Annotated in this window: 16 protein-coding genes and 1 tRNA gene; 16 read left to right on the forward strand and 1 reads right to left on the reverse strand. The window is 33.6% G+C overall.

The window, feature by feature from the left end:
* Positions 1–47 precede the first annotated feature (47 nt).
* The 3 genes from RIN63_RS14130 (at position 48) to RIN63_RS14140 (ending at position 3,821) form a co-directional block, all read left to right on the forward strand.
* Complete coding sequence (locus RIN63_RS14130) at positions 48–1,166, forward strand: NAD/NADP octopine/nopaline dehydrogenase family protein (protein WP_310445394.1); 1,119 nt, start codon at positions 48–50, stop codon at positions 1,164–1,166.
* Entirely contained in the window at positions 1,166–2,803 is a 1,638-nt protein-coding gene (locus RIN63_RS14135; protein ID WP_310445395.1) for a methionine synthase, read from the forward strand. Before RIN63_RS14130 ends, RIN63_RS14135 begins: the two co-directional genes overlap by 1 nt.
* Before the next feature lie 196 nt (positions 2,804–2,999).
* Entirely contained in the window at positions 3,000–3,821 is an 822-nt protein-coding gene (locus RIN63_RS14140; protein ID WP_310445396.1) for a methyl-accepting chemotaxis protein, read from the forward strand.
* Between the two features lie 67 nt (positions 3,822–3,888).
* Here RIN63_RS14140 and fabZ read toward each other — a convergent pair whose 3' ends face one another.
* Positions 3,889–4,320: a 3-hydroxyacyl-ACP dehydratase FabZ gene (fabZ, locus tag RIN63_RS14145; RefSeq protein ID WP_399324983.1), complete on the reverse strand. Its 432-nt coding sequence runs from the start codon at positions 4,318–4,320 to the stop codon at positions 3,889–3,891.
* Between the two features lie 197 nt (positions 4,321–4,517).
* Between fabZ and RIN63_RS14150 the strand changes: the two genes are divergently transcribed.
* The 13 genes from RIN63_RS14150 to clpX all read left to right on the forward strand — a co-directional run bounded on the left by RIN63_RS14150 (position 4,518) and on the right by clpX (position 17,280).
* On the forward strand, positions 4,518–5,522 hold the full coding sequence (locus RIN63_RS14150) for a beta-ketoacyl-ACP synthase III (protein ID WP_310445397.1): 1,005 nt from the start codon (positions 4,518–4,520) through the stop codon (positions 5,520–5,522).
* A complete protein-coding gene (gene fabK / locus RIN63_RS14155) occupies positions 5,519–6,481 on the forward strand; it encodes an enoyl-[acyl-carrier-protein] reductase FabK (RefSeq protein ID WP_310445398.1) in 963 nt (320 codons plus the stop codon). The genes RIN63_RS14150 and fabK overlap by 4 nt, the downstream gene beginning before the upstream one ends.
* Positions 6,474–7,517: an ACP S-malonyltransferase gene (gene fabD, locus RIN63_RS14160; protein ID WP_310445399.1), complete on the forward strand. Its 1,044-nt coding sequence runs from the start codon at positions 6,474–6,476 to the stop codon at positions 7,515–7,517. Before fabK ends, fabD begins: the two co-directional genes overlap by 8 nt.
* Positions 7,508–8,251: a 3-oxoacyl-[acyl-carrier-protein] reductase gene (gene fabG, locus RIN63_RS14165; protein WP_310445400.1), complete on the forward strand. Its 744-nt coding sequence runs from the start codon at positions 7,508–7,510 to the stop codon at positions 8,249–8,251. The genes fabD and fabG overlap by 10 nt, the downstream gene beginning before the upstream one ends.
* Positions 8,252–8,489: 238 nt before the next feature.
* Entirely contained in the window at positions 8,490–8,723 is a 234-nt protein-coding gene (gene acpP / locus RIN63_RS14170; RefSeq protein ID WP_399324987.1) for an acyl carrier protein, read from the forward strand.
* 25 nt (positions 8,724–8,748) lie between these two features.
* Positions 8,749–9,987, forward strand: coding sequence for a beta-ketoacyl-ACP synthase II (fabF, locus tag RIN63_RS14175; RefSeq protein WP_310445401.1), 1,239 nt, complete (start codon positions 8,749–8,751; stop codon positions 9,985–9,987).
* Between the two features lie 107 nt (positions 9,988–10,094).
* Entirely contained in the window at positions 10,095–11,438 is a 1,344-nt protein-coding gene (locus RIN63_RS14180; RefSeq protein WP_310445402.1) for an HD domain-containing protein, read from the forward strand.
* A 92-nt stretch (positions 11,439–11,530) separates the two neighbouring features.
* Positions 11,531–12,883, forward strand: coding sequence for a phosphoglucosamine mutase (gene glmM, locus RIN63_RS14185; RefSeq protein WP_310445403.1), 1,353 nt, complete (start codon positions 11,531–11,533; stop codon positions 12,881–12,883).
* Between the two features lie 25 nt (positions 12,884–12,908).
* Positions 12,909–13,745, forward strand: a complete 837-nt coding sequence (locus RIN63_RS14190; protein ID WP_310445404.1) for a DegV family protein — start codon at positions 12,909–12,911, stop codon at positions 13,743–13,745.
* A gap of 106 nt (positions 13,746–13,851) precedes the next feature.
* Positions 13,852–13,935, forward strand: a tRNA-Leu gene (locus RIN63_RS14195).
* 150 nt (positions 13,936–14,085) lie between these two features.
* Positions 14,086–15,375: a trigger factor gene (gene tig / locus RIN63_RS14200; RefSeq protein ID WP_310445405.1), complete on the forward strand. Its 1,290-nt coding sequence runs from the start codon at positions 14,086–14,088 to the stop codon at positions 15,373–15,375.
* 18 nt (positions 15,376–15,393) lie between these two features.
* Positions 15,394–15,975: an ATP-dependent Clp endopeptidase proteolytic subunit ClpP gene (clpP, locus tag RIN63_RS14205; protein WP_310445406.1), complete on the forward strand. Its 582-nt coding sequence runs from the start codon at positions 15,394–15,396 to the stop codon at positions 15,973–15,975.
* 24 nt (positions 15,976–15,999) lie between these two features.
* Positions 16,000–17,280, forward strand: coding sequence for an ATP-dependent Clp protease ATP-binding subunit ClpX (gene clpX / locus RIN63_RS14210; protein WP_310445407.1), 1,281 nt, complete (start codon positions 16,000–16,002; stop codon positions 17,278–17,280).
* Positions 17,281–17,348: the final 68 nt, after the last annotated feature.

The following is a 17,348-nucleotide window of genomic DNA, read 5'->3' on the forward strand; positions in this document are numbered from 1 at the left end:
CTGGTTGACATAAAGTATATAAAACTATATTTGAGAGGAGAGATGTTATGAGAAGAGATTTAAAATTTAGCATCATTGGAGCAGGAAACGGTGGTATGGCCATGGCTGCATATTTGGCAATGATTGGGTATGAGGTAAATTTATATAATAGAACCTTAGAAAATATATTCTCATTGATTAAAAGTCCTATAGTATCATTGACAGGAGAAAAAGAAGGGTTTGGAGTATTGAACAGAGTAACAAACATAATGAAAGAAGCTATAGAAGGTGTAGATATCATAATGGTTACAGTCCCAGCAATGGGTCATTATCAGATGACGATGGAAATGGCACCTTATCTAGAAGACGGTCAGGTAATAGTACTAAATCCAGGACGAACAGGAGGAGCTTTAGAAGTATATGAAACCCTCAGAAAGCAAAATTGTGAAAAGCAAGTAATAGTAGCAGAAGCTCAGTCTTTTATTTATGCTTGCAGATCTACATCAACTAATAGTGCCCATATATTTAAGATGAAGAAGGAAGTTACAATAGCAGCAATTCCATCATATAAAACAGATTATGTAATTAACCTACTAAAGCATGCATATCCACAATTTATTCCAGCAAAAGATGTACTTGAAACAAGCATCAACAATTATGGAGCAATATTCCATCCTGCACCAACATTATTAAATAGCGGACATATTGAAAGAGGCGCACCTTTTGAATATTATACAGAGGGGATTACTCCTTCCATAGGAGAATTCCTAGAAAAGATGGATAATGAGAGAATGGAGATTGGAAAGATTTTAAAGGTAGAGACTTTGTCAGCCAAGGATTGGCTATATGAAACATATGGAGCTAGTGGAAGTAATTTATATGAAACAGTGCAAAATAATCCGGCATATAAAGGTTTACAGGCGCCAAAGGGGTTATCCATCAGATACATATATGAGGATGTGCCATATAGCTTAGTACCTATGTCTTCATTAGCTAGGGAATTAGGGATTAAAACTCCAGCTATTAACTCAATAATTAATGTGGCAGAACTCATGACTGGTCGGAACTTTTTTGAGGAAGGTAGAACTATCGAGAGATTAGGACTAGACGGTTTATCTATATATGAAATGCATAGAATTGCACAGGTAGGCAAGTTAGATAAGAAGGAAGAGGAGGTAGTTGCCTAGTGAAAAAAATTATTGCAGGAACTTTAGGTAATTGCGTTCATGTAGCAGGGACTATGAATTATCTAAACTTAGCAGAAAAAGAAAATTATGCTACTGAGTTTATAGGCATAGGTAAATCTGTGGATGAATTAATAGAGTTTATACATGAAAAGAAGCCAGATATAGTGGCCTTATCATATAGATTAACACCTGAACCACTGAATAAAATATTAGAGGAATTAAAGATTAAGATAGAAAACAATAAAATAACAGGTATCACTTGGTTATTTGGTGGAACAGAGCCTACAGCCATAGTTGCAGGAAAATATAAAATATTTGACAAGATATTTTATGGAACAGAAGATATTGATGAAGTTATTGCATATTTAAAGGGTAAAGACTACTCCAATGAAGAATCCTATCCAAAGGAAATAATATCAAGAATAAAATCTAAGTATCCATATCCAATATTAAGACATCATTTAGGATTACCTACCATAGAGGAAACAGTTGAAGCAATAGAAAAGGTTGCAGATGCAAAGGTAATAGATATTATATCAGTTGCACCTGACCAAAATGCACAAGAATTCTTCTTTGATCAAGAGAATATGGATGAGAGATTAAATGGAGCAGGGGGAGTACCCCTTAGAAGTAAAGAAGACTTTAAGAAACTTTATACAGCAGCTCAAAGAGGTAATTATCCATTATTACGATCCTATAGTGGAACAAAAAATATAATAGAATTTGCAGAAGTATTAAATGAAAGCATAGACAATGCTTGGTGTGCAGTTCCCTTATTTTGGTATAGTGAATTAGATAAAAGAGGGCCAAGGGAATTGAAAGATGCCATAGCTGAAAACCAACAGGTCATGAAATGGCATGGAGAAAGAAATATTCCAGTGGAAGTCAACGACCCACATCATTGGAGTTTAAGAGATGCCCATGATGCCATATCTGTGGCAGTAGCATATATAGCAGCATACAATGCAAAAAAAATGGGTGTAAAGGATTATATAGCACAATATATGTTCAATGTCCCAGCAACTATATCACCTGAGATGGATTTGGGCAAGATGTTGGCAAAGATAGAGTTAATAGAAAGCCTTGTGGATAAGGATTTTAATGTATATCGTCAAGCTAGAGCAGGTCTTGCAAGCTTCCCAACCAATTTATATCAAGCTAAAGGCCAATTAGCAGCATCTGCATATCTATCTATGGCAATAAAACCACATATATACCATGTAGTAGGATTCTGCGAAGCTCATCATGCAGCAAAAGCAGATGACATAATTGAATCTGCTATGATAGTAAGGGGAATAATTAAGAATGAATTCCTAGGATCTGTAGATATGGCAAAAGATAAGAATGTCTTAGAAAGAAAAAATGTATTAATCAAAGAAGCTAAGATTATTATAGATGCAATTAAATCACTAAATCTAAAAGTAGAAGATCCATTATCAGACCCAGAGACTTTAACAGAAGCAGTAAGAGTAGGGATATTAGATGCCCCTCAATTAATAGGCTCTAAAGTGGCCAAAGGACAATTAAAGACCAGAATAGTTAGTGGTGGCTTATACTGCTATGATGAAAAACAAGGTAAGATAATCACAGAAAAGGAAAGAATAGATATACTTACTAAAGAAACCTTAAACAGATAATAAGAAAGACAAGGGGACGCTCCGGTTGTCGTAAAAGACAACCGAAGCGTCCCCTTGCCTTGTTATTCGAGTTTGTTCAATAAATATGGCAAAAACAATTGAGATAATAACCCTTATTTGATATAATCAACATAATGAAAAAACTAATGATTAATACATCTTTGAAGATGTACAAACTAAGAGGGGGGAGAATGGTTTGTCAGAATTACTTGATTGTTTTGTAAAAATTGCTCCATATATTAATAGTCTAACAATAGATGACATTGGTGTTACTGTCTCAGATACGAAAAAATACTTAACTTTTGTTAAGGGTGAACATGTACCACAGCTAGTTGAAGCAGGTCAATCTATTCCGGAAAGTACAGTTGTAGCAAAGTGTATGAAAGCAGGAAAAAAGGTAATTGATAAGGTAGGTGCAGAAGTATTTGGATTTCCATATATTGCCTGTGGTATTCCGATAAGGGAAGATAATAATATAGTAGGTGCTGTTTCTTTCGTTATTTCAATAGAAAAACAAGAGAAATTATTATCTTTAGCAGAAGAACTATCAGGTGGACTTGAGGAACTGACTAGTATATCTCAATTAATTGATGAAGACTCTGATAAACTCTTTAATATTTCAAGTGAATTACTAATTAAATCAAATGAATCTAAACTTCATATAGATGAAACTGATGGGGTTTTAAGATTTATTCAAAACATAGCTAAACAAACAAATCTACTAGGGCTAAACGCTTCAATTGAAGCATCAAGGGTTGGTCAAGAAGGAAGAGGATTTGGTGTAGTTGCACAGGAAATTAGAAAGCTTGCAATTAATAGCTCAGACTCAATTCAAAAAATAGAGGAAATTTTAAAGGGAATTAAAGAAACCTCAAGGGAGCAGGATAGTATAATTACTGAAATTAGTTCTATTACAAAGAATCAAGCAGAAGCCATAAAAAGTATTAACGGAAGTATACAACAATTATATGCCTCGATTAATATATTAGTTGAAGACGCTAAAAATTTGACTAATTAGCAAATAAATGAAGAAAGACAAAGGGACGCTTTGGTTGTCTTAACAACCCAAGTGTCCCTTTGTCCTGTTATTCAATAGCAAATAAAAATTCTCCTTCACAGGCAAGCTCATCTTCTACATAGGCTTTTCCTTCACCAACTCCTATAGAACCTCTTATCCTAGTCAATACTACTTCCATCCTAAGAGTATCTCCTGGTACTACTTTTCTCTTAAATCTCACCTTGTTTATTCCAGCAAAATAAGGAGTTTTTCCTTTATACTTTTCATCAGATAAAAGTATTACTGCTCCAACTTGAGCCATAGACTCAACAATCAAAACTCCTGGCATTACGGGCATCCCTGGAAAATGACCTTGAAAATACGGCTCATTCATGGTTACATTTTTATATCCGATACCCCTTACCCCTATTTCTTCTATCAAAACTTTATCTATAAGGAGAAAAGGATATCTATGAGGAATAATCTCCATTATATCTTCTATATTCAACAATTTATTCATTAAACCACTCCTATTTAAAATAATATAACCAAATTTTAATGATTGATTATTTGTTTATATTCATATATACTAATTCATAAAGTTCTATTCACAGTATATTAATAATAATATAAAGAAAGTTATTTTGCAAACAATTTTAAAGGGGGTGGTAAATGATTAAGTAAGGCGAAAGTCACAACTAAATATGGAGGTGGAAAATGAAAGATATTTATGTAGGAATTTCTGGTGTAGGTAGTTATTTACCCGAAAAGGTTCTTACAAACCACGACTTATCCAAAATAGTAGATACATCTAATGAGTGGATAGTGGAAAGAACAGGGATACATGAGAGACGAATAGTGGAAGATAATATAGCAAACTCTCATATTGCAACTATGGCAGCCAGAAATGCCTTGGAAGATGGAAAAATTAACCCAGAGGATATTGACTTAATAATAGTAGCAACTGTAACAGGAGACCATGCTTTTCCATCAACTGCGTGTATTGTGCAGAAAAACATTGGTGCAACAAAAGCAGCTGCCTTCGATATAAATGCAGGGTGCTCAGGATTTCTTTATGGATTGACTATGGGAGAATCTTTTATTAAATCTGGAATGTATGAGAAGGTATTAGTAATAGGTGCTGAAACCTTATCTAAAATACTTGATTGGCAGGACAGAAATACTTGCGTACTCTTTGGAGATGGTGCAGGTGCTTGCATTCTAGAAAGATGCGAAGAAGGATTTGGAATACTATCATCGGATTTAGGTGCTGATGGTAGCAATGGTCAAGTTTTAACAATTCCAGCAGGAGGTTCAAAATTGCCAACCAGTTTAGAAACAGTGGAGAATAGGCTTCATTTCATACAAATGGATGGTAAAGAGGTATTCAAATTTGCAGTAAGAGTGATGGAAAAAGCATCTATAAATGCTCTAGAAAAAGCTAATTTAGAATTAGATGATTTGGATTTCTTAATTCCTCACCAAGCAAATATGAGAATAATAGATGCTGCAGCGAAAAAATTAAAACTTGATAGAGATAAGGTATATGTAAACTTAAATAAATATGGAAATATGTCTTCAGCCTCAATCCCAGTAGCCCTTCATGAAGCAGTGAAGGATAAGAAGATAAAAAAAGGGGATAATGTACTTTTAGTAGCATTTGGAGCTGGTCTTACTTGGGCTTCAACAACTATAAAGTGGAATAGGAGGGAAGATATATGATATGGAATACCAGAATAACTGATATACTAAATATCAAATACCCCATATTGCAAGGAGGCATGGCTTGGGTAGCTACCCATGAATTAGCAGCAGCTGTATCAGAAGCAGGTGGTCTTGGAATAATCGGAGCAGGAAATGCACCACCAGAATTTGTTAAGGAAGAAATAAGAAAGCTAAAGGAATTGACGGATAAGCCATTTGGTGTAAATATTATGATGCTGTCACCTTTTGCTGAGGATATTGTAGGTATAGTATGTGATGAGGGAGTTCCTGTTGTAACTACAGGTGCAGGAAGTCCGGGGAAGTATATAAAAAAATTAAAAGAACATAATGTAAAAATCATACCTGTAGTACCTACTGTGTCTTTAGCGGTGAGATTAGAAAGAGAAGGTGTAGATGCCTTAATCGTTGAAGGAACTGAAGCAGGTGGGCATATTGGAGAGCTGACCACTATGGCTTTAGTACCTCAAGTAGTTGATGCAGTTAAGATTCCTGTTATAGCAGCAGGAGGAATAGGAGACGGAAGAGGATTTTTAGCAGCTTTGACTTTAGGGGCAGAGGGAGTGCAGATAGGCACTAGATTTGTGTGCTCTACTGAAGCCAAAGTCCACATAAACTATAAAGAAGCCATTGTAAAGTCAAAGGATAGGGATGCACAAGTAACTGGCAGAAGTACTGGTCATCCTGTTAGAGCATTAAAAAATAAATTTACAAAAGAATTTTTGGAACTTGAAAAAAACAATACTCCTTTTGAGGAACTAGAGCTATTGGGTTCGGGAAGATTAAAACTAGCTGTAGTAGAAGGGGATATGGACAAAGGCTCATTAATGTCTGGTCAAATAGCAGGTCTAATAAAAGATATTAAGCCATGCAGAGAAATAATTGAGGAAATAGTTTTTTCAGCAGAGAAAAGACTTTATTCGTTGAGCTCACAAAAGGACGGTGATATCAATGGATAAAATAGCTTTTATATTTCCCGGGCAAGGATCCCAATATGTAGGAATGGGCAAAGATTTCTATGAGAACTTTGAAGAATCAAGGAAAATATTTGATGAGGCAAATGAAGTTTTAAATATGAACTTAAAAGAAATCTGCTTCAATGGTAGTGAAGAAGATTTAAGAAAAACGGAAAATACTCAACCAGCCATATTGACTACAAGTATAGCAATCTTAAAAGCTTTGGAATCTATGGGCATAGACTGTGAATACACGGCAGGTCTTAGCTTAGGTGAATACAGTTCCTTAGTTATGAGTGGAAGCTTAGAATTTAAAGATGCTATACAGCTAGTAAAAGAGAGAGGCAAATTCATGCAAGAAGCTGTACCCCTAGGTCTAGGAGGAATGGCTGCAATACTCGGATTAGATAGAGAAAAGATACCAGCAATTATAGAAAATACTAAGCAATATGGAATAGTGGAAGTAGCAAATTATAATAGTCCGGAACAAATAGTTTTATCAGGAGAATTAAAAGCTATTGAAGCAGCATGTGATGAGGCAGTTAAAGCAGGAGCAAAAAAGGCAGTTCCATTATCTGTATCAGCACCCTTTCATTCTTCTTTACTCCTTTCTGCTGGAGAAAGATTAGAAAATGAATTATCTAAAATTAAGATAAAGGATGCTAAAAAGAAATTTATTTCCAATGTAGATGCTAAGCTCATATCTTGTAAACATGAAATAAAACATAAGCTAGTTAATCAAGTTAGTAATTCAGTCTTATGGCAGCAATCAGTAGAGCTTATGATAAATGATGGTGTAGTTACATTTATAGAATTAGGACCGGGTAAATCCCTCTCAGGCTTTGTAAAACGCATTGGTAAATCCATGGGGAAAGAAGTAAAGGCCTATAGTATAAATGATATAGATTCTTTTGAAGAAACCCTTAGTCGAGTAAAAGCCTTTGCTCCAATTGGAGAAGATCATAATTTAGAATTACGAAAAAATCTAGGTAAATCTAAACAAGCAATTGAGAAAGGAAGGAAACCACGATGGGCTTAAACAATAAAGTAGCCTTGATCACAGGAGGCTCAAGAGGAATAGGCAAAGAAATAGCCTTAGAATTAGCAAGAAATGGAGTTCATATAGCTATTTCTTATGTGAACAACATTGCAAAAGCTAACGAGGTAGTAGGAGAGATAAAGTCTCATGGAGTAAAAGCAATTGCTATTGGCGCAAATGTATCAGTAGAAGAAGATGTGACAGAAATGATAAAGGTCATAGAGGAAAGTCTTGGTACAATCGATATTTTAGTGAATAATGCTGGGGTTACAAAGGATAACTTACTCATTAGAATGAAATCAGAAGATTGGGATGAGGTAATGGATGTTAACCTGAAAGGAACTTTCCTTTGTACAAAAGCAGTATCTAGAATAATGATGAAGAAGAAATACGGAAAAATAATAAACATTACTTCTGTAGTAGGAATAATAGGAAATGCAGGTCAAGGAAATTACTCTGCTTCAAAGGCTGGTGTCATAGGATTTACAAAATCCATGGCAAGAGAACTAGCCAGTCGTGGCATCAGAGTCAATGGAATAGCACCAGGTTTTATATCTACAGACATGACAGAAGTATTGAAAGATGAAATTAAAGATACTATGTTAAAAGCCATACCTTTAAATTCCTTTGGGAATCCAAGAGATATTGCAAATTTAGTAGTATTTTTATCAAGCGAAAAATCAGACTATATAACAGGCCAGATAATAAATGTAGACGGCGGAATGGCTATGTAGGCAGATAAACTACAAAAATATAAGAGATAAATTAAAAAATAAGACTCGACTGTGAAGGATTTGCCACACATTCCAAGGAAATTTTAAAATTGCTTTGGAAATCAGGGTTTTTAGCGTAGCATTCCATTGATTTCCTATTTTAAAATGACTTGTAGAAGGTATCAAATAATGAACTGGAGACTCGTTTTTATAATTTATCTAAGATAAGCATAATAATTTAAAATTGGGAGGAATAAAAATGATATTTGATAAAGTAAAAGCAATTATAGCAGAACAATTAGGTGTAGATGATGTGGAGAGTATTACAGGAGAAACTTCTTTAATGAAAGATCTAGAAGCAGATTCATTAGATGCAGTAGAAATTATGATGGCTTTAGAAGATGAATTTGGAATAACTATACCAGATGAAGATGCAGAAAAATTTACAAACATTGGTGATATAGTAACCTATGTACAAGGAAAAGTTGAATAATACCTTAATAGTGGAGGTAAAAAAATTGAGAAGAGTCGTAATCACAGGATTAGGTGCTATAACACCTATAGGAATAGGTAAGGAAAACTTCTGGAACTCTTTAATACAAGGAGAATCTGGAGTTGGGTATATAACTAGATTTGATGCATCTGAATTTGATACAAAAATAGGTGCAGAAGTAAAGGAATTCAATCCATCCGATTTTATGGATAAAAAGGAATCAAGAAGGATGGATAGATTTACACAGTTTGCAGTAGCTGGTACAAAATTAGCTTTAGATGATGGAAAAATTGACTTAAGTCAGTTAAATTTAGATAAAGTTGGTGTTGTAATCGGAGTTGGAATCGGTGGTATGGAAACCATGGAAACTGAGTATGGAAAACTAAAGGATAGAGGACCAAGTAGAGTCAGCCCATTGTTTATACCTATGATGATATCCAATATGGCACCAGGACAAATATCCATGGCCTTTGGATTTAGAGGTCCAACAATGACAATAACCACAGCATGTGCTTCTAGCACCCACGCTGTAGGAGAATCCTTTAGAATGATAAAATCAGGAAATGTGGATATGATAGTTGCAGGTGGAGCAGATGCGTCTATAACACCTATTTCAGTAGCAGGTTTTTGTTCAATGAAAGCTCTTTCAACAAGAAATAATGACCCTACAAAAGCATCTCGCCCTTTTGATAAGGAAAGAGATGGATTTGTAATGGGAGAAGGAGCAGGTATATTGATATTAGAAGAGCTAGATCATGCACTAGCTAGGGGAGCAAATATATATGGTGAAATTGTAGGATATGGATCTACTTCAGATGCCTTCCATATAACACAACCAGATCCAGAAGCCAAGGGAGCATCTAAGGCAATGGAATTGGCATTGGAAGAAGCAAGGGCTGATTACAATGAAGTAGGATATATAAATGCCCATGGAACATCAACATATTTTAATGATAAACTAGAAACCCTAGCAATAAAAAATGTTTTTAAGGATCATGCAAAAGACATAAATATTAGCTCAACAAAATCAATGACTGGTCATTTACTAGGAGCTGCTGGTGGAATAGAGGCTATAGCAGCCTTAATGGCAATAAAGGAAGGAGTAATCCCTCCAACCATTAACTATGACAATCCAGATGAGGAATGTGACTTAAACTACACACCTAATGTAGCAGTAAATAGGGATGTAAAATATGCCCTATCAAATTCACTAGGATTTGGTGGACATAATGCAACGATATTGTTTAAAAAATATATAGACTAAGGTAAAAGGCTTTGGAGTATTAATCCAAGGCCTTTACTTGTATAAAAAAACTTGTCTATCACAAATACTATGTTATACTAAAACTAGAAATACACTGGAGTGATAATATGGTATTTAATATTCCAAAATATGTTAAGAAGATTATAGAGAAAATTGAAGATAAAGGCTATAGTGCATATATAGTAGGTGGGTCTGTTAGAGATATATTAATAGGTAAAGACCCATCTGATTATGATGTAAATACAGATGCTTTACCTGAAGATATTGAAGAAATATTTAAAGAATATAGAACATTGGAAGTAGGGAGAAAGTTTGGTACAGTAGTTGTAGTTCAAGATGAAGGGATAGTCGAAGTAACTACATTTAGATCAGACGGAGAGTACATAGATGGTCGGAGACCAGAAGAAGTATATTTTTCTAAAAATCTTTTTGATGATTTATCTCGCAGGGATTTCACAATTAATGCAATGGCATATAATGAAAAGACGGGTGTAATAGATTATTTTAATGGTATAAATGATTTAAAGAAAAAAACCATTACAACTGTTGGAGAACCATGGGATAGATTTAAAGAAGATTATTTGAGGATTATGAGGGCCATAAGGTTTGCCACTCAATTAGAATTTTCCATTGATAATAAAACTAAAGATGCCTGTAGATTATATGGTGAATATATTTCTAATATTAGCATAGAAAGAATTAGGGAAGAATTTTTTAAGATTCTATTAACTAAAAAACCTTCCTATGGAATTAGGTTATTGGGAGATATAAATGTCTTAGCTATAATATTACCAGAACTAATAGAAGCAATAGGCTTCAATCAACATAATCCAAATCATGATAAAGATGTATATGAGCATACATTATCAGTATTGGATAATACATCAGCAATTTTACATCTAAGACTTGCAGCTCTATTGCACGATATTGGAAAACCTAAGACTTTTACTAGGGATGATAATGGAGTTGGACATTTCTACGGTCATGATAAACTAGGTGCTAATATGGCGAAAGATGTATTACAAAGATGGAAATCATCCAATGAACTAATAGAAAAAGTGACAATATTAATAGATAAACATATGTCACAGCATGATGATATTGGAGAAAAAGGATTAAAGAGACTCATATCTAAAGTGGGAAAAGAAGATATATTTATTCTATTGGAATTACAGAAATCTGACAGACTTTCCTCTAATATGAATGCTAATATAGAGGATCTACTAGAAAGAGAAAAGAAAATAAAAGAGATAATACAAAATAAAGAAGTATACGAAAAAAATCAGTTAGCCATTAATGGTAATGATGTGGTAGAATTAGGGTATAAACAAGGCAAGATAATAGGAGAAATATTGGACTATTTATTGGAAGAAGTATTAGAAAACCCTGATTTAAATGAAAGAGATAAGTTAATAGAACTAGTAAAAGAGAAATTTAAAATTAAAGATTAAGATCATCATTTCATTCAGGATGATATAGCTTTTGTCAATCAAGAAAAGACACCCGAATCATCCCCGTGTCTTCTAAAGGAGTGTAGATTAAAATGGGTAAATTATTTGGTACAGATGGTATTAGAGGAATTGCGAATAAGGATTTAACCCCAGAACTAGCCTTCAAGGTGGGTAGAGCAGGAGCATACATATTAGCCAAAGATGGTTATGGTAAGGTAATTGTGGGTAAAGATACAAGGATATCTGGAGATATGCTAGAAGCTGCACTAACAGCAGGTATTTGTTCCATGGGTTTAGATGTTGTATCATTAGGAATCATTCCAACTCCAGCAGTTGCATATCTAACTAGAAAGTATAAGGCTTTGGCAGGAGTTGTTATATCAGCTTCCCATAATCCTGGAGAATATAATGGTATAAAGTTTTTTGATTCTAAGGGATTAAAATTACCTGACGAAACTGAAGAGAAAATTGAAGATATTATATTAAATAACAAAGGGCTAGACATTTGGCCTATTGGAGAAAAAATTGGTAAAGTCATCATAGAAGAAAATGGCTCTAAGGATTATATAGACTACTTAGTATCCATTGCAAATATAGATTTAAAAGGAATAAAAATAGCTATAGACTGTGGACATGGTGCATTGTATAAAATTGCTTCTGAAGCAATTACAAGACTTGGTGGAGAAGCCATAGTTATAAACATAAATCCAACAGGAATGAATATAAATGATAATTGTGGATCTACTAACCCTAGTATGATTCAAGAATTAGTAGTTAAGGAAAAAGCAGACATAGGAATATCATTTGATGGTGATGGAGATAGGATTATTGCAGTAGATGAATTTGGCAATGTATTAGATGGAGACCATATATTAGCTATATGCGGTACTTATCTTCATGAGCAAGGAAAGTTGAAAAACAACACTGTAGTAGGTACTATTATGACAAATATGGGACTAGATGTTTATCTAAAAGAAAATAATATGAATATAGTCAAGACAACCGTTGGGGATAGATATATTTTAGAAGAAATGATAAAATCGGGATATGTCCTAGGAGGAGAACAATCAGGTCATATAATATTCTTGGATTACAACACCACTGGAGATGGACTAGCCACTGCACTTCATCTTCTTGAGGTAATGAAGTCAACCGGAAAAACCATGTCAGAATTAAATAATTTGATGACAAATTTTCCACAGATATTAGTCAATGCTAAGGTTAAAAATGAATTAAAATATAAATATAATGAAAATCCTGAAATAGCTAAGGAAATAAAGAGAATAGAAGATATTTTTCATGGTGAAGGTAGGGTTGTCATTAGACCTTCAGGGACAGAGCCTTTAGTTCGAGTAATGATTGAAGCAAAAAAAGGTGATGACATAGAAAAGATAGCTTCTGATTTGGCAAAGTTTATTGAAGATAGAATTGGAATCAATTGTTAAACTAAATTATAGATGAGGTGATAGTATGAGTTATAAAATTGTAGCTGATAGTAGCTGTGATCTAAACGAGGAACTAAAAGAAAAGTTAAATATTAGCTTAGTGCCTTTTAAGATAGATGTAGAGGATAGAACATTTATCGACGATGAAAACCTTGATACAATGGAATTAATAAATGCTATGAAGGATAGTCCAAATCCAATTAGAACATCATGTCCTTCTCCAGGCGATTTTGTAGATGAGTACAAGAAAGCAGATGATATTTTTGCAATTACAATATCTAGTCAATTAAGTGGCACTTACAATTCAGCCATATTGGCAAAGGATATAGTTAAGAATGAACATCCGGAAAAATTCATACATGTATTTGACTCTAAGTCAGCAAGTATTGGAGAAACTTTAATTGCAATAAAGATACAAGAGCTAATAGACAAAAAACTAGGTAATCTAGAGATTGTGGAAAAAGTAGAAGATTATATAAAATCTTGTACAACTTATTTTATATTAGAGTCTTTGGATAATTTAATTAAAAATGGTAGGATATCCAAGGCAAAAGGGTTGATCGCTAATGTTTTAAATTTAAAACCTATTATGGGCTCTACTGAGAATGGAGAAATAAAACTTGTTGAAAATGCAAGGGGAACAAAGAAAGCCTTTAGAAGACTAGTTGAAATAATGGGAGAAACCGGAGCGAAATTTGAAGAAAAAGTATTAGCTATTTCCCATACAAATGCCTTAGAAAGGGCTGAAGAACTAAAAAGAGAAATCCAAAGCAGATATAAATTCAAGGATATCATTTTAGTTAAGACAGCTGGACTTAGTAGTGGCTATGCTAGTGACGGAGGTATAATATTAGTGTTTTAAATAGATATAAAGCAAGCATATAGAATCTATTAAAAAATATAAAAAAATATTGACAAGTACAAATATCGTGTTATAATTATATGGTAGGTGATTTTACATCATATATGCGGGAGTGGCGGAATTGGCAGACGCGCTAGACTTAGGATCTAGTGTCATTGACGTGGGGGTTCAAGTCCTCTTTCCCGCACCATATTAGAACCAGTGGATTTGTACCATTGGTTTTTTTACTATGTTTTTTTAATTTATTATGTTGGATAATATTATTTGTTATGTTATAATTTTATGATATAATGAGTAAGTTAAAAATGGATGAATATATCGTTTAAGGAGGAAAATGTAGATGAAGGCAGTATTAGGGAACAAAGAAAACAATACAGTTAATTTTACCATTGAAATAGCAGAGGGTAATTTTGAGGGAGCATTACAAAAAGCATATCTAAAAAATAGAGCTAGATTTAACATACCAGGTTTTAGAAAAGGTAAAGTTCCAAGAAAAATAATTGAAATGAACTATGGACAAGAGGTTTTCTATGAAGACGCAATAAATGTACTATTACCAGAAGCTTATGACAAAGCAATAGAAGAATTAAATCTTGAGCCAGTAGATTCACCAGAAGTTGATATTGAAGAAATTGAAAAAGATAAACCAATTATAATTAAGGTTTCTGTAACTGTAAAGCCAGAAGTAGTATTAGGTGAATACAAAGATGTAGAAATTGAAAAAGCAGAGTATATCGTAACTGATGAACTTGTTGAAAATGAATTAAAATCAGCACAAGATATGAATGGAAGAATAATTGATGCTGGAGATAGAGCCGTAAAAACAGGTGATATACTTACTATTGACTATGCTGGATATGTTGATGGAGCACAGTTTGATGGTGGAACAGCTGAAGGTCAAACATTGGAAATTGGATCAAATAGATTTATTCCAGGTTTTGAAGAGCAACTAGTGGGTAAAAATAAAAATGAAGAAGTTAATGTAGTTGTAACTTTCCCAGAAGAATATCATGAAGAAAGCCTACAAGCTAAAGAAGCTACATTCAAAGTAACTATTCATGAAATAAAAGAGAAAGAGTTACCAGAATTGGATGATGAATTTGCAAAAGATGTATCTGAATTTGACACTCTAGAGGAATATAAAGCAAGCATTAGAGAAAAGCTAGAACAAGACTTCAAAAATAGAGAAGAAATTGAAAATGAAAACAACTTAATTGAAAAAGTTATAGAGTCTTGTGAAATAGATATTCCAGAGTCTATGATTGATTCTCAATTAGAAAATGAAGTTGGAGAATTTGATTACCGAATGAGATCACAAGGTCTAAATTTAGAGCAATATCTACAAATTACAAATTCAACAGAAGCAGATTTAAAAGAACAACTAAGACCTACAGCTACAAAAAGAGTTAAAGGCGATTTAGTTCTTGAAGCTATTGGTAAAGCTGAAAACATAGAAGTAACTGAAGAAGATATAGATAAAGAATTAGAAAAAATGGCTGCTTCTTATAAGCAAGATAATGTAGAAAAGTTTATTAAAGATATGAAAAGAGGAGATTTAGGTTTCCTAAAAACTGCTATAACCAATCAAAAAGTAATTGATTTACTTATGGCAAATGTTAAATTCAAATAAATGTTAGGAGGGTTCTAAATGACTTTAATACCTATGGTCGTGGAGCAAACAAGTAAAGGTGAAAGATCCTATGATATTTATTCAAGATTATTAAAAGAAAGAATAATTTTTCTAGGTAGTGAAATAAATGATGTAACTGCAAGTCTAGCAGTAGCTCAATTATTATTTCTAGAAGCTGAAGATCCAGATAAAGATATTCAAATATATATAAACAGCCCGGGTGGTTCAGTAAGTGCTGGATTTGCCATATATGATACTATGCAATATATTAAACCAGATGTATCAACAATATGTATGGGTATGGCGGCGTCTATGGGTGCATTTTTACTTGCAGCTGGTACAAAAGGCAAGAGATTTGCATTACCAAATGCAGATGTTATGATACATCAACCTCTAGGTGGTACTCAAGGTCAAGCAGAGGATATTAGAATACATGCAGAAAGAATCTTGAAAATGAGAGATAAAATCAATGAAATCCTTTCCGAAAGAACTGGTCAACCGTTAGAAAAGGTAGCTAGAGATACAGATAGGGATTATTATATGTCAGCTGAAGAAGCTAAAGCATATGGTATAATAGATGAAGTAATTGAAAGAAAATAAATTAAAATTAAGAGAGGTGTCACCGTGGCAAAATTTGATGAAAAACAGCTTCGATGCTCTTTTTGTGGAAAGCCACAGGAACAGGTAAGAAGGCTTATTGCAGGACCAAATGTATATATATGTAATGAGTGTATAGAGCTATGTCAAGAGATAATCGAAGAAGAATTTGTAGATAACTTTGATTATGATATGCAAGATCTTCCAAAGCCTGCCATCATTAAAGAAACCCTTGATGATTATGTAATAAAACAAGAAAGGGCGAAAAAGGCTTTAGCTGTAGCAGTATATAACCATTACAAAAGGATAAACAGAAAACCAACTAAGAATAACGATATAGAATTACAAAAGAGTAATATAGTTATGTTAGGGCCAACAGGCTCAGGTAAAACTTTATTAGCTCAAACCTTAGCTAAGATTCTGAATGTTCCTTTTGCCATAGCTGATGCTACTTCATTAACAGAAGCTGGATATGTAGGAGAAGATGTTGAGAATATAATATTGAAACTTATTCAAGCAGCAGACTATGATATTGAAAGAGCCGAAAAAGGTATAATATATATAGATGAAATAGATAAGGTTGCTAGAAAAACTGAAAACCCATCAATCACTAGAGATGTAAGTGGAGAGGGTGTACAGCAGGCACTACTTAAAATTCTTGAAGGTACAGTAGCAAATGTGCCACCTCAAGGTGGAAGGAAGCATCCTCATCAAGAATTTATACAAGTAGATACAACCAACATATTATTCATAGTTGGTGGTGCTTTTGATGGTCTAGATAAGATAATCCAAAATAGAGTAGGAAAAAAATCCATGGGTTTTGGAGCAGAAATAACATCACAAAACAATCTAAAAGTAGGAGAGCTGCTAAAACATTTACAGCCTGAAGATCTTCTTAAATTTGGATTAATACCAGAATTTGTGGGAAGACTACCTGTTATGGTTACTCTAGAAGAATTAGATGAAGAATCCTTGGTTAAGATCCTAACTGAACCAAAGAACGCTTTAGTAAAACAATATAAAGAATTACTTTCAATGGATGGAGTAGAGCTTGAGTTTGAAGAAGAAGGACTTAATTTAATAGCAAAAAAAGCTATTGAAAGAAAGACTGGAGCTAGAGGACTTAGAAGCATAATAGAAGAAACAATTCTAGACATTATGTATGAGATCCCTTCTAGAGATGATATAGAAAAATGTATTATAACTAAAGAAACAATAGAAAACAAGGTAGAGCCTACTTTAGTGCTTTCAGATAGAAAAAAGAAAAGTAGGTCTAAGAAAACAGGTAATAACGAATCTGCATCTTAAAGGCTCACATTTGTGAGCTTTTCCTTGTATATAGAGATTACTTGTTGAAATATGGAGGGATAACTAAA

This window comes from Tissierella sp. (assembly GCF_031460495.1).
GTDB lineage: Bacteria > Bacillota > Clostridia > Tissierellales > Tissierellaceae > JAVKTS01.